This window comes from Nevskia sp., from assembly GCF_051860985.1.
Taxonomy (GTDB): Bacteria; Pseudomonadota; Gammaproteobacteria; order Nevskiales; family Nevskiaceae; genus Nevskia.
In genome coordinates, this window is the sequence record NZ_JBIMKV010000003.1 from 21,578 (window position 1) to 40,167 (window position 18,590).

Here is an 18,590-nt window from a genome sequence, read left to right on the forward strand (position 1 = left end):
CTCAGGTCGAACGCGGCTCGCGGACCCGCGACAGCAGCGCCATGCCGATCACGAAGAACGCGATCAGCGCCAGGATCGACAACCGCGGGTTGCCGGTGCTGGCGGCGACCACGCCGACCACCAGCGGGCCGAGCACGGCGGCGAACTTGCCGAGCATGTTGTAGAAGCCGAAGAACTGGCCGGCCTGGGCCGCCGGAATCAACCGCGTGAAGTACGAGCGGCTCAACGATTGCACCCCGCCCTGTACCAGACCGATCGCCGCTGCCATCTGGTAAAACTGCGCTTCGGTCTGCATGAAGTAGCCCCAACCGCTGACCGCGATGTAGACCGCGAGCGCCAGATGGATCGATGCCTTGGTGCCGATCCGCCCCGCCAGGTGGCCGAACGCGATGGCGGCGGGAAAGCTCACGAACTGCACCAGCAGCAGCGCCTTGATCAGGCTGTCCGATGCAAAGCCGAGGTTGAGGCCGAAATCCACCGCCATCTGCGCCAGCGTGTTGACCGCGTCGATATAGAGGAAGTAGGCCAGCAGGAACATCCAGACCGGCCGGTGCTGGGCGATCTGACGCACCGTGGCCAGCAGTTCACGCCAGCCGACCGGGCTGTCGTCCGTCACCCGGGCCTCGCGCACTCGCAGGAACAGCGGCAGCGAGAACAGCAGCCACCACAGCGCGACGCTGATGAAGGCGGCGCGGGTCGCCGCCACCTTGTCGGCAATGCCGAAGACTTCCGGCTTCAGCACCATCGCCACGTTGATCAGGAACAGCAGGCCGCCGCCGAGATAGCCAAGCCCGTAGCCGAATGCCGACACGCGATCGGCCTCGTCGCGATGCGCGACGTTGACCAGCAGGGCGTCGTTGAAGGTCAGGCCGCCAAAGAAACCGACCGAGGCGAGCGTGAACACGGCGATTGCCAGCGGCCATTGCCCAGGGCCGACGAAGGCCAGCGCCAAGGTGCCGGCCACGCCGATGCCGGTGAACATCGCGAGAAAACGCTTCTTGGCGGCCAGCCGATCGGCCAGCGCGCCGAGCCACGGCGACAGCAGCATCACCAGGAAGGCGGCCACCGAGTTGCCGAATCCCAGGTACAACGTCGCATCGGTCGGCGCCAGGTCCCGCGCCCAGTACTGCTTGAAGAAGATCGGGAAGAAGCCGACCAGGACGGTGGTTGCGAACGCCGAATTGGCCCAGTCGTTCAGCGCCCAGGCCCATTGCGCGCGACGGCGCTGCGGGTCGATGGTGGTCACAGGATGTCGAAGCCGAGGACCAGGGCGTCCTCGCGACCGTCGCTCGCCGGGTAGTAGGCCTTGCGAACCCCGATGCGCTGGAAGCCGACGTTCTCGTACAGCCGCAGCGCCGCCTTGTTCGACTTGCGGACCTCCAGCAGCACGATCGACGCCTGTGCCGCGCGCGCCAGTTTCATCAGGTGCTTGAGCAGCATCAGGCCGAGGCCCTGCCGCTGGTAAGCCGGATCGACGCAAAGATTCAGCACGTGCGCCTCGTCGACCGCCATGCTCATCAGCGCATGACCGACCAGCAGGCCGTCGCCATCGGCGAGCACCCAGGCGCTGTAGCCGGCTTTCAGACAGTCGCGCAGGATGCTTTCCGTCCACGGGAACTCGTAGGCGCGGCGCTCCACCACCATCACCTCGGCGAGCCGTTCGAGGGCCATCGGCGCAATGGTCCAGCCGGGTTGCAGTTGGGCGTTCAAGGGCGGTTCGGGCAACGCGGCAGGTGGACGGACGAATGCGGCGGCAAGGATAGCCGCAGGCCGCAAAACGCGGCAGCGGGAGCACCCCAAACGCGCGGATCCGCCGGGCGGGCTCGGTTCAGTGCGGCCCGCTGGCCTCGACGGGAAGTTCTCCCGGCCAAAGCGACTTGCCGCTTTTCTTGATTATCCCGGCGATCCGCTGCTGGTGGTCGGCCAGTTCTTCCGCCGTCGGCTGGATCACCCGCAGCGGCCCACCGCTACCGGCGGACAGCAGCGCCCGCGCTTGGCGCGCGGGTGCCGTGTCGCCGCCTTCGCGGTCGACATCGCCGGCCAGCCCGAGCGCGCCCTGCCCGCCGGTCATCGCCAGATAGACCTCGGCAAGCAGCCGCGCATCGAGCAGCGCACCGTGCAGGTCGCGGTGCGAATTGTCGACGCCGTAGCGCTTGCACAGCGCATCGAGGCTGGCGCGCTGGCCGGGGTGCAGCTTCTTGGCCAGCGGCACCGTGTCGGTCACCCGCCCGAGCGAGGCGACGCGCTCGCTGCGGCCGAGGCGCTGCAGTTCGGCGTCGAGGAAGCCGACGTCGAACGGGGCGTTGTGGATGATGATCTCGGCGCCGGTCAGCAATGCCAGCAGGTCATCGACGATCTGTCCGAATCGGGGCTTGTCGGCAAGGAACGCGGTCGTCAGGCCATGAACTTCCAGCGCGCCGGGGTCACTGTCGCGATCCGGATTCAGGTACCAGCGGTGCTCGCCGACGAAGCGCCGGCCGCGCATCTCGATGCAGCCGATCTCGATGATGCGGTGGTCGCGGGCATCGAGCCCGGTGGTTTCGGTATCCAGGACGATCTGGCGGCTCATGCAGGGTCGATCCGTGTTGCGTGTCCGCAATTGTCATCGACTTCATGCAGGCTGCTGCCCGCGAGTTGCCGGACGTTGATGGAAGATAGTGCTTTCTTTCGCCGCAACCAGTACATTCCGCTGACAGTCAAAATATTGGCGGAGACCAATTCTGAGCGGCGCCGGCAGTTTCGGGGCAGTCGCCAAGAATGCACCCCCTTCCAGAAGTTTACCGGATCGAGAACTGCACCCATGCGTGAACGTATTGCAAGCACGAGAAACGTCGGCGGTTGGCTGACGATCATGCTCCTGACGCTGCTGGTCGCGGCCTGCGGAGAGAACAAGATCGGCGATGTCGTCGGTCCCAACGTCATCGCCACGTCGCCGATCGCCACCCAGACCGGCGTGCCGGTCGGCACGCCGGTGGTCACCGCCACCTTCAGCGAAGCCGCCGACCCGGCGTCGGTCAACGCCGCCAGCTTCCTGCTTCGCGAAAAGGTCAGCGGTGCGGCCGTTGCCGGCACCGTGAGCTACAGCGGCGTGGTCGCCAGCTACACGCTGGCCGGCGCGCTGACGCCGAACACGACCTATGTCGCGACGATCACCACTGCCGTGCTCGACCTGGCCGGCAATCCGGCTCCGAACACGTTCACCTGGGAGTTCACGACCGGCCCGGCGCCGGACGTGACGGCGCCGACGATCAGTTCCGTCGACCCGGCCGATGCGGCCGGCAACGTGCCTGCCAACCGGCGCGTGACGGTGACGTTCAGCGAAGCGATCGATCCCGCTTCCGTCGGCAGCACCGGCTTCACGCTCACCGCGCCCGATGGCAGCGCCGTCGCCGGCACGCTGTCGGTGTCCGGCAACACGCTGACCTTCACGCCGGGCTCTGCAGGCGCAACCGCGCTGCTGGCGCCGAACACCGTCTACACCGGCACGGTCGGCACGGTCATCACTGATCTGGCCGGCAACCCGCTGGCTGCAGGCCGCGTCTGGACCTTCACCACCGGTGCCGTTCTCGACACCACGGCACCGACGCTGGCCCTGACCGAGCCGGCTGCGGCCGAGACCAACGTGGCCGTCAATGCGACGATCTCGGCGACCTTCAGCGAGCCGATCAATGTTGCCACGCTGACCGCCAGCTCGTTCGTCGTGACCGGCCCGGGCGGCACGGCGGTCCCGGGCAGCTTCACCTATTCCGGTACGACGGCGACGTTCACCCCGACCTCGCCGCTCGCGGCGTCGACCGGCTACACCGTCACCGTCACCAATGCCGTGACCGATCTGGCCGGCAACGCGCTGACGTCGGGCGTGGTGTCCAATCCGTGGACGTTCACCACCGGTCTTGCGCCGGATGTCACCTCGCCGTTCACGACGCTGACCTATCCGCCGGCTGGCGCCACCTCGATCTGCATCAACTCGGTGGTCACGGTGACGTTTAACGAGAACATCGACGTGCGGACGCTGACCAGCGACAACTTCTTCGTCGCCGGGCCGGATGGCCGTCCTCTTGACGGTTCGCTGAGCTACAACGCCACGTCGCGGATCGCGACCTTCACGCAGTCGGTCAACTTCCAGCCGAACACGGTCTACACGGCGACGGTCACCAACGCCATCACCGACCGCGCCGGCAATCCGCTGGTCGCCGGTGCCATCCCGAATCCGTGGACGTTCACCATCGGCGAGACGACGCTGGTCTGCCAGGCACCGGTGCCGCTGCGCTCGCTGTCGAGCTTCGCCGTGGTGGCTGGCGCCGGGCTGACGATCAGCGACGTGCCGGATCCGAACCCGGCGGTCATGGCGATCACCGGTGATATCGGCCTGTCGCCGGTCGATACCTGCACCCGCTGCACGACGCCATTCCTCGGCCTGAACGGCACGCTGTACCAGAATGACGTGGCTGGCGTGGCGGCGCAGGCGCAGAGCGACCTGGTACTTGCGATCAACGACGCCAAGGGCCGCCTGCAGCGTGCCGACACCGGCGTGCTGGATGGCCGCACACTGACCCCCGGCGTCTACACGGCGGCGACGATGTCGCTGGCCAGCGATGCAACCTTGAGCCTCGACGCGCTGGGCGATACCAACGCGGTCTGGGTGTTCCAGGTCGGCGGTGACCTCAGCATCGGCGATCGCGCCCGCCTGCAGTCGCTGCGCGGCGCGCAGTCGAAGAACGTGTTCTGGGTGGTCGATGGCAACCTGCTGGTGGGTCGCAACGTCATCGTTGCGGGCTCGCTCTTCGTCAACGGCAATATCAACGTCGATAACGGTTCCCGCGTCCTGGGCCGCCTGTTGTCGAGCAACGGAGCGGTCACGCTGCGTCGCAATCTCGTTGAAATCCAATAACGCCGGTCCGTCGCCGAAAAACTGCCCTACCTACGGGATACGCTCATGAATTCACGCATCAAAGCCGGCCTGCTCGGCGCCTCACTGCTCGGCATCGCGGCTTCGCCGCAGGCTCAGAACCGTCCAGAAGCCTGGACGCTGACGCCTTATGTCGGTGGCTACCTGTTCGACTCCAAGCAGGATCTCGAATCCGCCCCGATCTTCGGCCTGCGCGCGGGCTACAACTTCAACGCCAACATCGGCGCGGAGCTGTTCGGCAGCTATCTGCTGACTGAATCCGACCGCGATTCCGGGCCGGATGCCAATGTCGAGCGCAATGTCTACCGCTTCGGCGGCAACCTGCTGTACCACTTCCAGCCGACCAAGAAGCTGGTGCCGTTCGTTGCAGTCGGCTACGGCCGCTACAACATCACGGTGCCGGACCTGAACCGGCCGAAGACCAACAAGTCGTTGGCCGAATATGGCGGCGGCCTGAAGTACTTCGTGTCCGATGACTTCGCGCTGCGCGCCGACATCCGCCATGCGATCGGCTTCAGCCCGTCGATCGACAACGTCGAATACACCTTCGGCGTCACCTGGCAGATCGGCGGTGTCCGTCCGGTGCCGCCGCCGGCGGCCACGGTTGCCGAGCCGGTGGTGTGCGCCGCCTGCGTCGTGCCGCCGCGCGTCGACAGCGATGGCGATGGCGTCGAGGACGCACTCGACAAGTGCCCGGGCACGCCGAAGGGCCTGAAAGTGGATTCGGACGGTTGCGTGATCACCCAGACCATCGTGCTGCGGGCGATCAACTTCGTGTTCGATACCGCCGACCTGACCGAACCGTCGAAGACGTCGATCGACGAGGTCTACGCGGTGTTCAAGTCGCAGCCGAACCTGAAGCTCGAAGTCGGCGGCCACACCGACTCCAAGGGCAGCGACGCCTACAACCTGAAGCTGTCGCAGCGCCGCGCCGATGCAGTGAAGGCTTACCTGGTCAGCAAGGGCGCCAATGCTGACAACATCACGGCAAAGGGCTACGGCGAATCCCGTCCGATCAGCAGCAATGACTCGCCGGAAGGCCGTGCCGACAACCGTCGCGTCGAGTTCCGTCTCGACGGTGGCGCCGAGTACCTGAAGGTCTACAACGAAGAGTCGTCGCGCGAGTCGAAGAAGGCCGCGATCAAGGCCGGCGAGAAGCCGCGCGGCAAAAGCAAAAAGTAAGCCGCGACATCTGAGCCGGGGCAGCGCCGAACGCGCTGCCCCGGCTTTTCTTTTGGGCGTCGATCAGCGGCCGGCGGCTGCCTGACCCTGGGCGTCGTTCAGCGGCCGGCTATCGCCTGCGCTGCTTCCAGTCCCTGGTTGGCCAGGCGGTCGGCGTTCTCGTTGCCGGGATCGCCGGCGTGGCCCTTGACCCACTGCCAGTCCACCTGGTGCCGCGCGGCAGCGGCATCAAGCCGTTCCCAGAGATCCTGGTTTTTGACCGGCTTCTTGTCGGCCGTCTTCCAGCCACGTTTTTTCCAGCCGGGCAGCCATTCAGTCAGGCCCTGCAGCACGTACTTGGAATCAGTGTGCAAGGTGACCTCGCACGGTTCACGCAGCGATTCGAGCGCCGAGATCGCCGCCATCAGTTCCATGCGGTTGTTGGTGGTCGGCGCTTCGCCGCCGCTGAACTCCTTCCGGTGCTCTCCGTACTGCAGGAACACGCCCCATCCGCCGGGGCCCGGATTGCCGCGGCAGGCGCCGTCGGTGTACGCGATGACAGCTTTCATTCAGCGGGAGCGTTGATGTCCGGATCGACGGCGCGGGTATTGGCAGCGGTACCGAGTGCGCGACCGACCATCGGTCGTACCGAAGCCCGGGCCAGCTTGCCGACCAGGGTCATCGGAATCACGCGCTTGCGGGCCACCAGCAGGTAGCCCTCCATCCACGGCTTCACGAGGCTGCCGAGGCTGAACGGTTCGCCGGCCGTGCTCGGCGCGCTCCACGGGAAACCGACGCCGAAGCGGCGCAGTTCGGTCACTTCGAAATCCAGCAGTTCCAGCCAGTCGCCGATCCGGCCGGTGCCGTGGAAGCGCGCGCCGCGCGGAAAGGCCCGGTGGCCAAGTCCGAGCAGGCGCCGCAAGCCCCAGAGGCTCCAGGGATTGAAGCCGATGATCATCAACCGGCCGCGATCAGTCAGCACCCGATCAACCTCGCGCAGCAGGTTGTGCGGCGCCGGCGAGAACTCCAGCGTGTGCGGCAGCAGCACGGCGTCGACGCTGTTGTCGAGAATCGGCAGCGATTCCGGATGAATCACCGCCTGGGTGCCGCCGCCGCTGTCGATGAAGCTGCCGATCACGGCGCGATGCAGCATGTCCGCCGATGCCAGCAGGCGCTGGCCGCCCCAGTTGCCGATCTGCAGGCAATGCCGGCCGAACAGGTTGGGCAGAATCCGCGACAGTTCGCTTTCCTCGATCGCCAGCAGGCGCTTGCCACGCGGGCTCGCCAGCCAGGCATTGAGTGCCTGGCGGTTGAAGGGCTGGCCCCCGCTGACAGCAAGTCGCTTGGACATGGTTGACGCACCGGACGGGCGTGGACAGGATGCGCGGATGATAACCGTCACCGCTCTTCCCGCGTTCTCCGACAACTACCTCTGGCTGCTGGAACACGACGGACGGGCCGCCGTCGTCGATCCCGGCGACGCTGCTGTCGTCCAGACCGCGCTGGCGGCCCGCCAGCTTGAACTGGCCGCAATCCTGATCACCCACCATCACCCCGATCACATCGGCGGCCTGGCGGCGCTGGCGGCCGCTACCGGCGCCAGGGTCTACGGCCCGCGCGCCGAGCAGGCCAGGATCCCTGGGCTCGACGTGCTGCTCGACGACGGCGATACCGTGCAACTGGAGGCGCTGGACGTGCAACTGCAGGTGCTGGCGGTACCCGGACACACGCTGGGCCACATCGCCTATTTCGAAGCTCGGCAGCGATTGCTGTTCTGCGGCGACACGCTGTTCATCGGCGGCTGCGGGCGACTGTTCGAAGGCACACCCGAGCAGATGCACGAATCGCTGTCGCGTCTGGCGGCGCTGCCGGACGATACGGCGGTCTACTGCGCCCACGAATACACCGCCTCGAACTATGACTTCGCGACTGCCGTGGAGCCCGACAACGCGCGTCTGTCCGAAGCTTTCGCGCAGGTCCAGGCGCGCCGCGCCCACGGTGTGGCGACGGTGCCCGGTCCGCTTGCGCAGGAACGCGAATTCAACCCCTTCTTGCGCAGTGCGGACCCGGCGATCGCGCGCGCCGTGGCCGCCCACGAAGGACGCGAAATCGACGATCCGGTGGCCATCTTCGCGGCCCTGCGCCGTTGGAAGGACGGACACCGACCGCGCATCCGCTGAACGCCCGATTGGTTTCCGTGCGCGACGAGCCTTTTGTTAGACTCGCGCCCCATTTCACATGGTCCCATCACTCCTGAACCACATGGCCCTTCGTTCGTCGAACCGCGCACTGTGGTGCGCGCTGATTGCGTGTCTTCCCTTGACGTGCGGAGCGGCATCTGAAGACGAGATGCTGACCATCGATCAGGAACTCCAGGCCCTGAAGGCGGAGGTTCTGGACCTCAACCAGAGCGCGCTTCGGACCGAGACGGCGTTCCAGTATCCGGACGAGACGCGGGTGTCGATCTTTGTCGGCCTGCAAGCGCCCGGTCTGCTGGTCGAGGACGTGGTGATCACCATCGACAACAATCCGCCGACCGTGCGCAAGTTCGACGTCATCGAATCGGTGTCGCTGCAGCGGCGCGGTCTGTACCGGGCGCTGCGGCTGAACACGACGCAGGGCAGCCATCGAATCCGCGTCGACTTCAGCGGTCGCTACGTGGACGCCAAGCCCGGCACACCGCCGCTGCGCAGCCATTACGAAGGCGTGTTTGAAAAAACCGTGCAGCCGAGCGACCTCGAAGTGCTGGTCAGCGTCGCTGCATACGGCAAGCCGGCGACCATCCGGCTGCGCGACTGGAGACCGAATCCGTGAGCCGCATCACCATGCTTCGCAAGCTGATGCTGATGTCCGCTGTCGCCGTCGCACTGCCGGCGGCGGCCATCGACCGCTACCAGCCGGGCAGCGACAGCGATCCGCGCGTGCGATCCGCCGACTTCCTGCTCGGCGGCGAGCGCTATTACTCGGCGGCCACCGAACTGCTGCAGATTCTCGGCGACAAGCCGGCCCAGCGCCTGTCGCCTTCGTTCCACCGGCGGCTCGCCGATGCCACGCTGAACTTCGGCATCACCCAGCGCGCCGAAACGATCTACCGCGAACTGGCGATCGATCGTGGCAACGCCCTGTCGGTGGCGCGAGCGCGCATCCAGGTGGCGGAATACCTGTACCAGCGCGGCCGCTACCGCGAATCGATCGCTGATCTGGAAGCGGTCCGCAACAGCCTGCCGAAGGAAGCGCTGCTCGACTGGCAGGACCTGATGGGGCGTGCCTTGCTGGCCCAGCGGCGCTATGGCGAAGCGGCCTCAGTGCTCACCGAAATCAAGGACGCCGGCCCGCAGCGGGCGTTCACTCGGTACAACCTCGGCGTGGCCTTGGTCAAGGATGGCCGCGTGGCCCAGGGCCTGAGCGTGCTCGACCGCGTCGGCCAGATCGACGCGGCCGACGACGACGAACTGGCGATCCGCGACAAGGCGAACCTGGTGCTGGGTTACCACTTCCTGCGCCAGCAGCAGGCCGGCACGGCCGTCAACGTGTTCCAGCGCATCCGCAGCGAGGGACCGTTTTCCAACCGCGCACTGCTCGGCCTTGGCTGGGCCTACCTGGCGCCAGCTGGCGGCAAGCAGAAGAAGGTTCCCACCGGCGATGAGAAGGCGCCGTCGAGCACGCTGAAGACGCTGTCGACCATCGGCGTGCTGCTGCGCCCCGGCTTTCTCGACGACGACATCTACCAGCGCGCCGGCCTCAGTGCGTTCCGGCTGACCAAGGCCTCGGCAGACGAGGAAGAAGGGCTCAAGCGGGCGCTGGTGCCGTGGCTGGAACTGATCGCCCGCGATCCGATCGATCCTGCCGTGCAGGAGGGCTTCCTGGCGATCCCCTACACGCTCGACCGGCTTGGCGCCCATCTGCAGGCCCAGCAGTACTACGAGCAGGCGATCAGAGCACTGGAAGCCTCGCGCAAGCGGATCGACGAGTCGATCTACTACGTCAAGAGCGGCCGCATGGTGTCGACGATGGTCCGCCGCACCTACAACGCCGAATCCGGCTGGGCCTGGGAACTCAAGGATCTTCCGGATGCGGAAGAAACCTACTATCTGCAGAGCGTCATCGTCGGCAACCGCTTCCAGGAGCAGCTGAAAAACTATCGTGACGCCCTGCTGCTGGTGCGCAGCCTCGAAGGCTGGGCCAAGCGGGCGGAAGAACTGCAGGGCGCCTGGCTCGGCAAGCAGCAGCCCGACGTGCCGACCGACGTGCTGGTGGCGCGACGTCTGAACCGCGCGCCGGAAACCTCGGCGGCTGCGCCCGTCGTGCCGACGCCGGCCGTGACCTTGCGCAGCAGCGAGTCCCTGAACGCATCCGGTCGCGCCACCGCCGCGCCAGCGGCGCAGGCAGGCGGCGAGCAGCCGCTGCCGCTGCAGGCGGCGTCCGCACCGGCGGCCAGCGCTTTCGTCGGCCCGTTCGAGAAGCTGGAGGCGATCAAGACACGCGTCGCCGTGCTGCTGCCGCAGGCCAAGGCGATCAGCGAACGGCAGTCGCGGATGATCGACAAGATGGCGCAGGACAATCTCGCCGAGCAGCGCCGCCTCACCGAGAAATATCTGATCGAGGCCCGCTTCGCACTGGCGCGGGTTTATGACAAGCAAATGAGAGGAGAAGCCCCGTGACGCGCCCGACCCTGCGCCGAACCCTTGGTGTAGGCGCGCCGCTGGCCGCGTCCGTTGCGGCGCTGTTCCTGGCCAGCTGCGCGGCACCGCCGCCGAAGAACGCATCGCCGCCGATCCGTTCGATCAGCCGGCAACCGGCGCCGAACCCATCGCAGCTGCCGATCGTGCGCTCCGAGCCGGTCGCACCCGATCCCGACAAGGCGCTGCAGAACTATCGCGAGCTGCTGAAGCTGGCGCCGGACGATGACACCCGCAACGAGGCGATGCGGCGGCAGGCCGACTTGCAGTTGCAGGTCGAGGACGCCAAGGGCAATACCGATCCGGCGGTCATCAACAAGTCGATCCAGACCTACAACCAGTTGCTGTCGCAGCGGCCGGGCGCGCCGGACAACGACCGCGTGCTGTACCAGCTTGCCCGCGGCTACCAGAACATCGGTCAGACCGATCAGGCGATCGCGACCCTGCGCCGGCTGGCGCAGGAGTATCCGAAGTCGAGCTTGATCGGCGACGCCCGCTTCCGCCGTGCGGAGCTGCTGTACAACCTCGGCCGCTACGACCAGGCCGAGGCCGACTACGAGTTCGTGCTCGGCCTCGGTACCGGGGCAAGCTTCTACCAGTCGGCGCAGTACAAGTACGGCTGGTCGCTGTACAAGCAGGACAAGTACAACCAGTGCCTGCCGGTGTTCTTCACGATCCTGGAGCGCGAGCTGCCGCAGGGCGAGCTCGAAGACCCGGATGCCGCGCTCGCCGCCGTGGCCAAGGAAAAGCTGGACCTGGCGTCGTCGAGCCTGCGGGTGTCGAGCCTGTCGTTCGCAGCCCTTGGCGGCGGTAGTTCGATCAATGCCTATTTCAAGAAGTCGGGCCGCGAGCCGCGCTTCTATCCGCTGGTCTACAACGCGCTCGGCGACCTGTTCGTCGAAAAGCGCCGCTTCAGCGATGCCGCGCTGACCTACAGCGCCTTCATCGAACGCTACCCGATGCACCCGAGCGCGCCGAAGTTCCAGCTCGGCGTGATCAAGGCGTATGGCGAAGGCGGCTTCAACGATCTGGTGGTGCGCGAGAAGGAACGCTACGTCACCGCCTACGAGATCTCGTCGGCCTACTGGAACGGCCGCGCGCCGACGCCGGAAGTGCTCGCCGAGTTGCGCAAGAGCATGGAAGACCTCGGCCGCCACTATCAGGCAATGGCCCAGGCCGGCACGGCTCCCGGCAATGCGGCGAACTTCGTCAAGGCCTCCGGCTGGTACAAGAAGATCCTCGACAACTTCCCGAACGATCCGAAGATCGCTGACATCAACCTGCTGTACGCCGATGCGCTGTACGACGGCGGCCGCACCTCCGATGCCGCCGAGCAGTACCTGAAGACCGCCTATGGCTACGGCAATCACGGCAAGGCCCAGGAAGCTGCCTATGCAGCCGTCCAGGCGCTGCAGCGACTGGCCAAGGAAGTGTCGGCGACCGAGCGGCCGAAAGCGCTGCGCAAGTCGATCGACGCCAGCCTGAAGCTGGCCGACACCTTCAACAACCATCCGCAGTGGACGGTCGCGGTCACCCGCGCTGCCCAGGATCTGTACGAGATCAAGGCCACCGACGAGGCGGTGACGGTCGCCGAGCGGCTGATCGCCCGCACGCCGCCGGCCACGGCCGAGCAGCGCAAGATCGCCTTCGGCGTGGTTGCCGACGCCCGCTTCGCCCAGGGTCGCTATCCGGAGGCCGAGGCGGCCTACGGCCGGCTGTTGGCGCTGCTGCCCGCCAATGCGACCGATCGCAAGCTGGTCGTCGAGCAGCTGGCGGCGTCGATCTACAAGCAGGGCGAAGCAGCCCGCGAAGCCGGCAATCTGCGCGGCGCCGCCGATGCCTTCCTGCGCGTCGGTACCGTGGTGCCGGACGCCAGCATCCGTCCGAACGCCGACTTCGACGCCGCCAGCGCCTACCTGAAGCTGGAAGACTGGCCGAAGGCCACCGCCACCCTGGAAGGCTTCCGCAACCGCTACCCGACGCATGCCCTGGCCGGCGACGTCGACAAGCAGCTGGCCGCCGCCTACCAGAAGGACGGCAAACCGGCCGAGGCGGCCGGCGCGCTGCAACGCATTGCCGTGCGTCCGGGCGAGCCGGTGGACACCCGTCGCGAATCGGCATGGCTGGCTGCGACGCTGTACGACGAAGCCCGCCAGAAGCCGCAGGCGGCGAAGGCTTACGAGTACTACATCGTCAACTTCCCGCAGCCGATCGAACGCGGCATTTCAGGCCGCCGCCGGCTGGCCGACTACGCGCAGGAAACCCGCGATCGTGGCCGTTACCTCTACTGGTTGCGGGAACTGGTCAAGGCCGACGAAACGGCTGGCTCGCTGCGGACCGATGTCAGCAAGCAGGCCGGTGCGCAGGCAGCGCTCGAACTGGGCCTCGCCGCCGCGCAGGATGCCCGCGGCATTCGCCTGACCCTGCCGGTCGAGAAGAGCCTGCCGGCCCGCAAGGCCGCCACCGAAGCTGCGGTGCAGGCGCTGAACCGGGTGTCCGGCTATGGCTTCGCCGACAGCGCCACGGCCGCCACCTACGAACTGGGCGTGGTCTACCGCGACTTCAGCCGCGCACTGGTCGAGTCTGAACGGCCGCGCGGCCTGAAGCCGGAAGAACTCGATCAGTACAACCTGCTGATCGAGGAACAGGCCGATCCGTTCGACCAGAAGGCGATCGAAGCGCATGAAGTCAACCTCAAGCGCGTGAAGCAGAACGTCTGGAACAAGTCGATCGCGGCCAGCGTCAAGGCCCTCGGCGAACTGGCGCCGGCCAAGTACGGCAAGCGCGAAACCCGTGAGGACAGCTATGAATCGCTGCGCTGAAATGGCCCGTCTCGATCGGATGACGCGCCCGACGACAACCGCCGGCGGCTGGCTGGCGATGGTGCTTGCCGCCGCTCTGCTGGCCGGTTGCGCCGGCCAGGCCCGCAAGCCGGCACCGACGCCGGTCAAGGAGGCCGCACCGGTGCAGGAACCGGCCGCTCCGGCGGCCGGCAAGGCGGCGGACAAGGGCGATCCCGACGCCCGTTTCACGGCGGCGCTGAAGCTGCTGAAGGATCGCCAGATGGCCGAAGCACGCGATGCCTTCCTTGAACTGGCCAAGGACTTCCCGCAGTTCTCCGGACCGTTCACCGATCTGGCGATTGCCCAGTACCAGTCCAAGCAGCCGGCACTGGCGGTCAGCAACTTCGAGAAAGCCACCCGGCTGAATCCGCAGAACGCCGTTGCCTGGAACTGGCTGGGAACCATCGCCCGCGAGAATCGCGACTACGCGAAAGCCGAGGCCGCCTACAACGAGGCGCTGAAGGTCAAGCCGGACTACGCCGCTGCGCACTTCAATCTCGGCCTTCTGTACGACCTGTACAGCCGGCGTCCGAACGATGCGCTGCAGCACTACCGCGAGTATCAGCGGCTGGCCGGCGGCGACAAGCTGATCGTCACCGCCTGGATCAAGGAACTTGAAAGCCAGGCGACCCCGCCCGCTGCCACCGGAGCCACCCCATGACCCAGGCTGCACGCCATTCCCGTTGGTCTCTGCTGGCGCTCGCGGCGCTCTGGTCGCTGGACGCCGGCGCTCAGTTGCCGGCCGCGCCCCGGGTGGTCATCGAATCGAACCCTTCGCAGCAGCAGGCCCGTCCGCAACAGCCGCAGACGCAGGCCGCTGCGCCTGCCCCCGCGGCCGCGCCGGTGCAGAACCCGCAGGGCCTGTCCGCGCCGACGGTCACCATCCAGACCAATCCAGGCATGACGGCGCCGTCGCCGGCTGCCGCGCCGACGCCGAGCCGCCCGGTGGTGATGCCGGCGCAGCCGTCGACGGGCTTCACCGTGCAGAGCAGTCCGCGTCCCTCCGCAGGCGCTTCCAGCGCTGCCGGACCGGCTGCAGTGGCACAGACGACGGTGCCGACGCCAGACGGTATCGGAACGACGATTGTCGGTGAGCAGGAAGCCCCAATTGGCCTGTACATCACGCCGTGGAAGGATGACTATGCCGAGCGTGGTCTCGACCGTCCGGCGCGGCTGCTGGACGAGGCGATGGAGCCCATCGACCCGGCCACGTTCCGGCGTCAGATCGAGTACTACGAAACGATCACCGAGTACCGCCGCAAGCAGCGCGGCGAAGCGAAGTAAGCAAACCCCTGTCGTGCGCCATACGGCGCTCCTTTTAGTCACGCAACCGCAAATCGAGGAAACATCATGGAGTTCTTTGCCACCGTCATCCGCTTCTTCCAGGCCGGCGGTGAATTCATGTACCCGATCCTCATCGTCGGCGTGTTCGGCCTGGCGATCACCATCGAACGTGTTCTCTACCTGCGCCGCGCCCAGACCGAGAACCGCGAGGTCTGGTCGAAGCTGATGCCGCTGGTCAATCAGGGCCGTCATGACGAGGCCGAGAAGGTCGCCTCGACGTCCTCCACCGCCATCGGCCGCGTGCTCGGCTATGGCATCGCCCGTTCGCGCGGCGCCACCGGCCGCGACGAAGTGGAACTGGCGATGGAAGAAAGCCTGATGGAAGTGACGCCGCAGCTGGAACGGCGCACCCACTATCTGGCCACCTTCGCCAACGTCGCCACGCTGTTCGGCCTGCTCGGCACCGTCATCGGTCTGATCCAGGGCTTCACCGCCGTGTCCGGTGTCAACCCGGCACAAAAGCAGGACCAGCTGTCGCAGGCCGTTGCCGTGGCCATGAACTGCACCGCCTTCGGCCTGATGACCGCGATCCCGCTGCTGCTGGTCCATGCCTGGCTGGTCACCAAGACCGATGAACTGGTCGACAGCCTGGAAATCGCGTCCGTAAAGTTCCTGAACAGCCTCGGCTTCAAGAAGTAATGACCGGCGGCACCACGGGGACACGCAACCGATGATGCAGGGCATTTCCCGCGAAACCCGACGCGCGCTGCGCCGGGTCCGGCGCAAGCGCAGCACGGAACTCAATCTGGTGTCGATGATCGACATCCTGACCGTGCTGATGTTCTTCCTGCTGGTCAACTCGATCGGCGTGTCGATCCTCGGCATCAACCTGCCGAACGACAGCCCCAGCGCCTCGGAACCGCCGCCACACAATCTGGCGGTGCTGATCCGCGCCGGCGACCTGTCGCTGACCGACAACGGCTTCATGATCAAGTCAGTGCCGAACGTTGGTGGCGCCTACGACTACACGGCGCTGGCGGAGCTGATGAAGGAAACCAAGAAGCGTCTGCCGACCGAATCGAAGATCACGCTGCTCTCCGAGCCCGGTGTGGCCTACGAGGTGCTGGTGTCGGTGATGGACGCGGTACGCGTCGACCTGACCTCGGTCGGGCCGGATACCGTCGAACTGTTTCCGCTGATCTCGCTCGGTGACGCACCGGCGCCGGGAGCCAAGCCATGAGCCTGCGCAGCAAGGCGATCCGCAAGCGCATCCTGCGCCGTGCCGGTCGCGATGAACCCGGCGCCATCGGCCTGAACCTGGTGCCGATGATCGACATCTTCACGTCGCTGCTGATCTTCCTGATGCTGACCTCGACGACCGTGCAGACCCTGCGCACGCCGAAGTCGCTGACGCTGCCGCTGTCGGCTTCGGCGCAGCCGCCGAACGACACGCCGGTGCTGACCGTGTCGTCGGAGAACATCACCCTGCAGGGTGAGGTCGTGATGACGCTGCAGCAGGCCCAGGCCGACAGCAACGCCATCCTGGCCGATCTGAAGAACCGGCTGATGCTGGCGCCGCTGGTCACCGTTCAGGGCGAAGACAGCGGCAACCTGACCCGTGGCGAGATCAACATCGTGGCCGATCGTGCCATCCCCTACGCCTTGCTGAAGAAGATCATGGCCACCTGTGGTGATGCCAAGTTCGCGCGCATCTCGCTGTCGGTGAACCGTCGGTCGATGATCGGCGGCGGAGAAAATCCATGACGGCCTCGACGATGTCGCGCGTCATCCGCTGGGAGTCCTGGCAGCTCAGTGCCGAGGCCGATCGCCGCTTCCGGCGAATCGCCACTTCGACGTTCGTGCCGGCGATCGTGCTGATCGTCGCGTCGAGGCTGTGGCAGCAACCGCCGCCGGTCGAGCAGGAGAAGTTCGACAACTCGCAGTACGTCGAACTGCTGCCGGAAGTGAAGCCGCCACCCCCGCCCCCGCCGCCGCCCGAGAAGGTCGTCGAAAAGCCGAAGGTGGAGCCGAAGCCGGTCAAGCCGGTCGAGAAGCCGAAGGTGGAGCCGGTCGCCAAGGAAACCAAGCCGGTCAAGCCGGAACCGACGGCCCGTGAAGTGGCCGCCAAGACCGGCATCATGGCGATGGCCAGCCAGCTCAGCGATCTTGCCGACAAGAACATCGCCGTCAGCGACCAGCCGCTGAACACCGCCGCCATCACGTCGAAGAGCGGCATCGGCTCGGCAGCGGCGATCGCCGCCACCGCCTCGACCAACAGCGGCGGCATCGGCCGCGCCAGCGGCGACGTCACGTCGAACCAGGCCGGCGCAGGTGTCGGCAACCGGTCGACCGGCAAGGTCAGCAGTTCGCTGGGCACCGGCACGGTCGCGCCGAGAGGCGGCAGCCCGGGTCCGGAAGGCGGACGCACGCCGGCCGAAGTGCAGGCCGTGTTCAACCGCAACCAGGGGCCGTTCTACGCGATCTTCAACCGTGCGGCGCGTGACAACGCCAGCATCGGCGCCGGCAAGATCGTGGTCCGCCTGACCATCGCCCCGAATGGTGCGGTGACGGCCTGCACGCTGGTTTCCAGCAGCTATGGCGATGCCGATTTCGAGCGCAAGGTGGTCGAGCGGGTCAAGCTGATCAATTTCGGACCGAAGAGCGGCGCGCCGTTCACCATGGACTATCCGATCCAGTTCATCCCGCAGTAGTCCTCCACCCCCAATAACGAAAGGCAAGAAGCCATGGGTTTTCTTCAGGGTAAAAAAGCGCTGATCACCGGCGTCGCCAGCGAGCGCTCGATCGCCACCGGCATCGCCGAAGCGATGAAGCGCGAAGGCGCGGAACTGGCGTTCACCTATCAGGGCGACAAGCTCAAGAGCCGCGTCGAGGAATTCGCGCACGAGCAGGGTTCCAGCCTGGTCATGCCGCTCGACGTCACCCGCGATACCGAAATCGATGCCGTGTTTGCCCAGCTGAAGGACAGCTGGGGCGGCGTCGACATCGTCGTGCACTCGATCGGCTTCGCGCCGCGTGAACTGCTGATGGGCGGCTATCTGGAATCGGTGACCCGCGAAGGCTTCGCGCTCGCTCACGACATCAGCGCCTACTCGTTCGCCGCGCTCGGCAAGGCCGCGCGGCCGCTGATGCAGGGCCGCAATGGCAGCCTGGTGACCTTGAGCTATCTCGGCGCCGAACGCGCGGTGCCGATGTACAACGTCATGGGGCCGGCCAAGGCCAGCCTCGAGGCCAATGTTCGCTACATGGCCGCCGAACTCGGCCCGGAAGGTATCCGCGTCAACGGCATTTCCGCCGGCCCGATCAAGACGCTGGCGGCAGCCGGCATCAAGGGCTTCCGCAGCATGCTGTCGAACGCCGAGAAGGTGTCGGCGCTGAAGCGCAATGTCTCGATCGACGAAGTCGGCAACACGGCCGCCTTCTTGTCGTCGGACCTCGCCTCCGGCATCACCGGCCAGATCGTCTATGTCGACGCCGGTTTCAACATCATCGGTTTCGCGGTCGACGGCAACGACTGAGCAGTGGCGGGCGCGCCGCACGGAGACGTGCGGCCGCCGCGGCCTGAAGGCACGCCGAGACGCGGACGACGAACATTCCGCGGCGCGACGCTTCCGCGCGCCATGCCGGCGAACGCGCGCTGCTGCAGCAAGACGCAGATGCTGCTACCTGCGGCCGCCGGCTTCGCTGATTTTCCTT

At 66.6% G+C, this 18,590-nt stretch carries 19 protein-coding genes; 13 read left to right on the top strand and 6 right to left on the bottom strand.

Annotated elements, in window-relative coordinates; genetic code table 11:
• Position 1: 1 nt before the first annotated feature.
• The 4 genes from ACTIGJ_RS03745 to ACTIGJ_RS03760 form a co-directional block, all read right to left on the bottom strand.
• Entirely contained in the window at positions 2-1,246 is a 1,245-nt protein-coding gene (locus tag ACTIGJ_RS03745) for an MFS transporter (RefSeq protein WP_439638947.1), read from the bottom strand.
• The gene (gene rimI / locus ACTIGJ_RS03750) at positions 1,243-1,710 is read right to left on the bottom strand and encodes a ribosomal protein S18-alanine N-acetyltransferase (RefSeq protein ID WP_439638948.1); all 468 of its coding nucleotides are present in this window, start codon (positions 1,708-1,710) and stop codon (positions 1,243-1,245) included. The genes ACTIGJ_RS03745 and rimI overlap by 4 nt, the downstream gene beginning before the upstream one ends.
• Positions 1,711-1,828: 118 nt before the next feature.
• Positions 1,829-2,569, bottom strand: coding sequence for a DNA polymerase III subunit epsilon (gene dnaQ, locus ACTIGJ_RS03755; protein WP_439638949.1), 741 nt, complete (start codon positions 2,567-2,569; stop codon positions 1,829-1,831).
• Entirely contained in the window at positions 2,566-2,853 is a 288-nt protein-coding gene (locus tag ACTIGJ_RS03760; RefSeq protein ID WP_439638950.1) for a hypothetical protein, read from the bottom strand. The genes dnaQ and ACTIGJ_RS03760 overlap by 4 nt, the downstream gene beginning before the upstream one ends.
• Between ACTIGJ_RS03760 and ACTIGJ_RS03765 the strand changes: the two genes are divergently transcribed.
• Both ACTIGJ_RS03765 and ACTIGJ_RS03770 read left to right on the top strand, forming a co-directional pair.
• Positions 2,852-4,891: an Ig-like domain-containing protein gene (locus ACTIGJ_RS03765; protein WP_439638951.1), complete on the top strand. Its 2,040-nt coding sequence runs from the start codon at positions 2,852-2,854 to the stop codon at positions 4,889-4,891. The genes ACTIGJ_RS03760 and ACTIGJ_RS03765 overlap by 2 nt on opposite strands.
• Positions 4,892-4,936: 45 nt before the next feature.
• Entirely contained in the window at positions 4,937-6,091 is a 1,155-nt protein-coding gene (locus ACTIGJ_RS03770) for an OmpA family protein (RefSeq protein WP_439638952.1), read from the top strand.
• A gap of 98 nt (positions 6,092-6,189) precedes the next feature.
• On the opposite strand, the gene rnhA is transcribed toward ACTIGJ_RS03770, so the two are convergent.
• Both rnhA and ACTIGJ_RS03780 read right to left on the bottom strand, forming a co-directional pair.
• Positions 6,190-6,639 (bottom strand): ribonuclease HI, encoded by a 450-nt coding sequence (rnhA, locus tag ACTIGJ_RS03775; RefSeq protein WP_439638953.1) that lies wholly within the window; start codon positions 6,637-6,639, stop codon positions 6,190-6,192.
• Entirely contained in the window at positions 6,636-7,421 is a 786-nt protein-coding gene (locus tag ACTIGJ_RS03780; RefSeq protein WP_439638954.1) for a class I SAM-dependent methyltransferase, read from the bottom strand. The genes rnhA and ACTIGJ_RS03780 overlap by 4 nt, the downstream gene beginning before the upstream one ends.
• Before the next feature lie 37 nt (positions 7,422-7,458).
• Here ACTIGJ_RS03780 and gloB point away from each other — a divergent pair, with 37 nt between their 5' ends.
• The 11 genes from gloB (at position 7,459) to ACTIGJ_RS03835 (ending at position 18,412) form a co-directional block, all read left to right on the top strand.
• Complete coding sequence (gene gloB, locus ACTIGJ_RS03785) at positions 7,459-8,250, top strand: hydroxyacylglutathione hydrolase (protein ID WP_439639175.1); 792 nt, start codon at positions 7,459-7,461, stop codon at positions 8,248-8,250.
• Between the two features lie 169 nt (positions 8,251-8,419).
• Complete coding sequence (locus tag ACTIGJ_RS03790; RefSeq protein ID WP_439638955.1) at positions 8,420-8,884, top strand: hypothetical protein; 465 nt, start codon at positions 8,420-8,422, stop codon at positions 8,882-8,884.
• The gene (locus ACTIGJ_RS03795) at positions 8,881-10,731 is read left to right on the top strand and encodes a tetratricopeptide repeat protein (RefSeq protein ID WP_439638956.1); all 1,851 of its coding nucleotides are present in this window, start codon (positions 8,881-8,883) and stop codon (positions 10,729-10,731) included. The genes ACTIGJ_RS03790 and ACTIGJ_RS03795 overlap by 4 nt, the downstream gene beginning before the upstream one ends.
• Positions 10,728-13,571 carry a tetratricopeptide repeat protein gene (locus ACTIGJ_RS03800; protein WP_439638957.1) on the top strand — a complete coding sequence of 948 codons (2,844 nt, stop codon included), beginning with the start codon at positions 10,728-10,730 and terminating at the stop codon, positions 13,569-13,571. Before ACTIGJ_RS03795 ends, ACTIGJ_RS03800 begins: the two co-directional genes overlap by 4 nt.
• Complete coding sequence (locus ACTIGJ_RS03805; protein WP_439638958.1) at positions 13,555-14,253, top strand: tetratricopeptide repeat protein; 699 nt, start codon at positions 13,555-13,557, stop codon at positions 14,251-14,253. Before ACTIGJ_RS03800 ends, ACTIGJ_RS03805 begins: the two co-directional genes overlap by 17 nt.
• Positions 14,250-14,876, top strand: a complete 627-nt coding sequence (locus ACTIGJ_RS03810; RefSeq protein ID WP_439638959.1) for a hypothetical protein — start codon at positions 14,250-14,252, stop codon at positions 14,874-14,876. Before ACTIGJ_RS03805 ends, ACTIGJ_RS03810 begins: the two co-directional genes overlap by 4 nt.
• A 66-nt stretch (positions 14,877-14,942) precedes the next feature.
• A complete protein-coding gene (locus tag ACTIGJ_RS03815; RefSeq protein WP_439638960.1) occupies positions 14,943-15,575 on the top strand; it encodes a MotA/TolQ/ExbB proton channel family protein in 633 nt (210 codons plus the stop codon).
• A 31-nt stretch (positions 15,576-15,606) separates the two neighbouring features.
• Positions 15,607-16,116: an ExbD/TolR family protein gene (locus ACTIGJ_RS03820; RefSeq protein ID WP_439638961.1), complete on the top strand. Its 510-nt coding sequence runs from the start codon at positions 15,607-15,609 to the stop codon at positions 16,114-16,116.
• Positions 16,113-16,640 (top strand): ExbD/TolR family protein, encoded by a 528-nt coding sequence (locus tag ACTIGJ_RS03825; RefSeq protein ID WP_439638962.1) that lies wholly within the window; start codon positions 16,113-16,115, stop codon positions 16,638-16,640. The genes ACTIGJ_RS03820 and ACTIGJ_RS03825 overlap by 4 nt, the downstream gene beginning before the upstream one ends.
• On the top strand, positions 16,637-17,587 hold the full coding sequence (locus tag ACTIGJ_RS03830; RefSeq protein ID WP_439638963.1) for a TonB family protein: 951 nt from the start codon (positions 16,637-16,639) through the stop codon (positions 17,585-17,587). The genes ACTIGJ_RS03825 and ACTIGJ_RS03830 overlap by 4 nt, the downstream gene beginning before the upstream one ends.
• A 33-nt stretch (positions 17,588-17,620) precedes the next feature.
• Complete coding sequence (locus ACTIGJ_RS03835) at positions 17,621-18,412, top strand: enoyl-ACP reductase FabI (protein ID WP_439638964.1); 792 nt, start codon at positions 17,621-17,623, stop codon at positions 18,410-18,412.
• The last annotated feature ends 178 nt before the right edge of the window (positions 18,413-18,590 follow it).

What these genes read in the sequence shown, in the direction of transcription:
- dnaQ (WP_439638949.1), bottom strand. Translation starts at nt 2,569, where the DNA reads ATGAGCCGCCAGATCGTCCTGGATACCGAAACCACCGGGCTCGATGCC.
- ACTIGJ_RS03765 (WP_439638951.1), top strand. Translation starts at nt 2,852, where the DNA reads ATGCTCCTGACGCTGCTGGTCGCGGCCTGCGGAGAGAACAAGATCGGC.
- ACTIGJ_RS03760 (WP_439638950.1), bottom strand. Translation starts at nt 2,853, where the DNA reads ATGATCGTCAGCCAACCGCCGACGTTTCTCGTGCTTGCAATACGTTCA.
- ACTIGJ_RS03770 (WP_439638952.1), top strand. Translation starts at nt 4,937, where the DNA reads ATGAATTCACGCATCAAAGCCGGCCTGCTCGGCGCCTCACTGCTCGGC.
- rnhA (WP_439638953.1), bottom strand. Translation starts at nt 6,639, where the DNA reads ATGAAAGCTGTCATCGCGTACACCGACGGCGCCTGCCGCGGCAATCCG.
- ACTIGJ_RS03780 (WP_439638954.1), bottom strand. Translation starts at nt 7,421, where the DNA reads ATGTCCAAGCGACTTGCTGTCAGCGGGGGCCAGCCCTTCAACCGCCAG.
- gloB (WP_439639175.1), top strand. Translation starts at nt 7,459, where the DNA reads ATGATAACCGTCACCGCTCTTCCCGCGTTCTCCGACAACTACCTCTGG.
- ACTIGJ_RS03790 (WP_439638955.1), top strand. Translation starts at nt 8,420, where the DNA reads ATGCTGACCATCGATCAGGAACTCCAGGCCCTGAAGGCGGAGGTTCTG.
- ACTIGJ_RS03805 (WP_439638958.1), top strand. Translation starts at nt 13,555, where the DNA reads ATGAATCGCTGCGCTGAAATGGCCCGTCTCGATCGGATGACGCGCCCG.
- ACTIGJ_RS03810 (WP_439638959.1), top strand. Translation starts at nt 14,250, where the DNA reads ATGACCCAGGCTGCACGCCATTCCCGTTGGTCTCTGCTGGCGCTCGCG.
- ACTIGJ_RS03815 (WP_439638960.1), top strand. Translation starts at nt 14,943, where the DNA reads ATGGAGTTCTTTGCCACCGTCATCCGCTTCTTCCAGGCCGGCGGTGAA.
- ACTIGJ_RS03820 (WP_439638961.1), top strand. Translation starts at nt 15,607, where the DNA reads ATGATGCAGGGCATTTCCCGCGAAACCCGACGCGCGCTGCGCCGGGTC.
- ACTIGJ_RS03825 (WP_439638962.1), top strand. Translation starts at nt 16,113, where the DNA reads ATGAGCCTGCGCAGCAAGGCGATCCGCAAGCGCATCCTGCGCCGTGCC.
- ACTIGJ_RS03830 (WP_439638963.1), top strand. Translation starts at nt 16,637, where the DNA reads ATGACGGCCTCGACGATGTCGCGCGTCATCCGCTGGGAGTCCTGGCAG.
- ACTIGJ_RS03835 (WP_439638964.1), top strand. Translation starts at nt 17,621, where the DNA reads ATGGGTTTTCTTCAGGGTAAAAAAGCGCTGATCACCGGCGTCGCCAGC.